The organism is Sulfurihydrogenibium sp. (assembly GCF_028276765.1).
GTDB lineage: Bacteria > Aquificota > Aquificia > Aquificales > Hydrogenothermaceae > Sulfurihydrogenibium.
Map to the genome: position 1 here is coordinate 1 of NZ_JAPYVU010000084.1, position 2,530 is coordinate 2,530.

Below are 2,530 nucleotides of genomic sequence, written 5' to 3' on the forward strand. Positions count from 1 at the left end.
CAGCAAAATTGAATTTCATAAATTGCCTCCTTGTTCCATCTGAACCGTGTGGGTTATAAAGAATCCTGAATAGCTATCTTAAAGTAATTCCATATTTGGTTCCATCTGAACCGTGTGGGTTATAAAGTGTAAAATTCTAGCACTTTTCTTAATACATTCTTCAGTTCCATCTGAACCGTGTGGGTTATAAAGGGGTACTTCTTTTAGGAGGCGTTGCTATGTTATCAAAGTTCCATCTGAACCGTGTGGGTTATAAAGCAATTTCACCAATTGCCTCAAGGGGGTAGTCAACCCCCGTTCCATCTGAACCGTGTGGGTTATAAAGATTGCTGAGTATTGGGATGAAGGGTCTATTGCTATAGTTCCATCTGAACCGTGTGGGTTATAAAGTATCAAGTTAGGTTAAACTCTGCTGAGGCTGTTGCGTTCCATCTGAACCGTGTGGGTTATAAAGGTCTTTATCAAGATTAAAAGCTTTAATAAGTTCTTGGTTCCATCTGAACCGTGTGGGTTATAAAGTTCATGATACTGCACCTCCTATAAATTTTTTTAACCGTTCCATCTGAACCGTGTGGGTTATGTAAAGTGAAAAGTGAGACATTGAGTCAATATTGCCATTCTGCAGCCGGCGAAGAATCTCAACTTCAAAAAAAGCAAGCTTACAAAAATCTTGAAACACCCTTTCAAAAATATTGAAATAATAAATTTTTAAGTTAAATTTATAAGCAGTTAAAAACCTTAGGATTTAATCATGGATGATTTCAACATAGAAAAAGTTTACGAAATCAAGCCTATAAGTGATGTTGATTCAAAAAAAGAGTTTATTAAGAAAAGGAAAAGGAAAGTAAAAGAAGAAATGCTCCCTATCCAAAAGCCTGAGCAAGAGAAGACAGAAGATGGACATATTGATATTTATGTTTGAAAAAACTTTCAAAAATCTTTATAAAACTGCCACATATGATTTAAAGGTCCATGTCCATGACCAATATCTAACGAGTGTTTAATTGCATTATGGACATAGTCCTTAGCATTCTTTACAGCATCTAAAAGACTGTATCCTTTTGCAAGGTATGAAGAGATTGCAGCAGATAAAGTGCAGCCTGTGCCATGTGTATTTTTTGTGTTAATTCTTTCTGATATAAGATACTCAAACCTGCTTCCATCATAAAACACATCAATTACTTTATCACCCTCACCATGACCACCTTTTAAAAGTACTGCATTAGCACCATCTAAGTATAGTTTTTTACAAGCTTTTTCTACATCTTCTAAGGATTTTATTTTAAATCCTGTTAAGCTTTCAGCTTCAGGAATGTTTGGAGTGATTAAAACTGATAACGGGATTATTTTTTCTTTTAAAGCCTGTTCATCGGCAACTTTTAACAATGGGTCTCCAGACTTAGACCTCATCACGGTGTCAACCACTAAATTTGGAATTTTAAAATCTTTTACAGCTTTTGCTACCGCTTCAACTATACCAGCATTTGATAGCATTCCGGTTTTTGCAGAATCAATGCCAATATCTTCTACAACTACTTTTATTTGGTCGTATACTACTTGTGGCGGCAGATCATACACACCAAAAACACCAACAGTGTTTTGAACTGTGATGGACGTAATAGCAGACATTCCATATACGCCCAAAGATGTCATAGTCTTTAAATCTGCTTGAATGCCTGCACCACCGCCACTATCAGAGCCAGCAATTGTTAAAGCTTTAGGAATTTTTCTCATCTATTAATCATCAAAGTTGCTTGGAAGTATTTTTGAATAATTAATTTCTGCTTTTGAACCTTCAAGCCATGGCTTTCTGCCATAAACTAAAACCTCTTCCGCTTCAACGTTTTCAAACCAAGCACCGGCTAATTTAGTTTTTCTAAAATCACTATAGCTAAATTTTGTCATTACAAAAGAAGCTTTTTGAAAATCTGAACCTCTTACATTAGAGTGTCTCATATCTACATAATCAAACACAGCTTCTGTAAATTTGCAATCTTCAAGTCTAACGTTTAGCATATTGGCATTTTTAAAATTACCTTTAGATACATCACTTACTAAAATAGCTGTTCTAAATAAGTTAGCATTTTCGAAATTTGCATTTCTTAAATTTACTCTTTGTAAAACTGCTTTGTGTAAGTTTGCGTCTTTCAAGTTTGCATTTTCAAAATTCGCATCAGCAATAAAAGCACCCTCTAAATTTGCACCCTCTAAATTTGCATTCTTCAAATTTGCACCGGTAAAAGTTGCGTTTGATAAGTCTAATCCAGACAGGTCAATTCCTTCTAAATCCATAAAAGAAAAGTCTAAATCTTTCCCTTCTTTTATTAATTTTTCTATTTCTTCTCTTGTAAGCTCCATATCTTCACCTCTACTTAATTAATTGATTTATAATTATATTTTAAAACTTTGGGTGAGAAATTCAAATATAAATAAAACATCTAAAAAAACTCCTTGGTGGCAGTTAAAATTGTAATAGCAAAAATTCCACCAAGGAGGTAAAAATGCAAAACTCTAATCTTTATTTTACAAT

At 34.0% G+C, this 2,530-nt stretch carries 3 protein-coding genes and 1 CRISPR repeat array; of the genes, 1 reads left to right on the forward strand and 2 read right to left on the reverse strand.

Translation table 11 applies throughout. The features are described from left to right. Positions 1-32: 32 nt before the first annotated feature. Positions 33-584: a CRISPR direct-repeat array (repeat unit 29 nt; unit sequence GTTCCATCTGAACCGTGTGGGTTATAAAG). Between the two features lie 167 nt (positions 585-751). Continuing rightward, the gene (locus Q0929_RS08910; RefSeq protein ID WP_299240105.1) at positions 752-922 is read left to right on the forward strand and encodes a hypothetical protein; all 171 of its coding nucleotides are present in this window, start codon (positions 752-754) and stop codon (positions 920-922) included. A gap of 8 nt (positions 923-930) precedes the next feature. Here Q0929_RS08910 and thiD read toward each other — a convergent pair whose 3' ends face one another. Both thiD and Q0929_RS08920 read right to left on the reverse strand, forming a co-directional pair. Next, on the reverse strand, positions 931-1,734 hold the full coding sequence (thiD, locus tag Q0929_RS08915; protein ID WP_299240110.1) for a bifunctional hydroxymethylpyrimidine kinase/phosphomethylpyrimidine kinase: 804 nt from the start codon (positions 1,732-1,734) through the stop codon (positions 931-933). Between the two features lie 3 nt (positions 1,735-1,737). Further along, a complete protein-coding gene (locus tag Q0929_RS08920) occupies positions 1,738-2,358 on the reverse strand; it encodes a pentapeptide repeat-containing protein (RefSeq protein ID WP_299240116.1) in 621 nt (206 codons plus the stop codon). Positions 2,359-2,530 lie beyond the last annotated feature (172 nt).

Excerpts from the sequence above, each read along its gene's own strand:
- Q0929_RS08910 (WP_299240105.1), top strand. The coding sequence starts at position 752 with ATGGATGATTTCAACATAGAAAAAGTTTACGAAATCAAGCCTATAAGT.
- Q0929_RS08920 (WP_299240116.1), bottom strand. The coding sequence starts at position 2,358 with ATGGAGCTTACAAGAGAAGAAATAGAAAAATTAATAAAAGAAGGGAAA.
- thiD (WP_299240110.1), bottom strand. The coding sequence starts at position 1,734 with ATGAGAAAAATTCCTAAAGCTTTAACAATTGCTGGCTCTGATAGTGGC.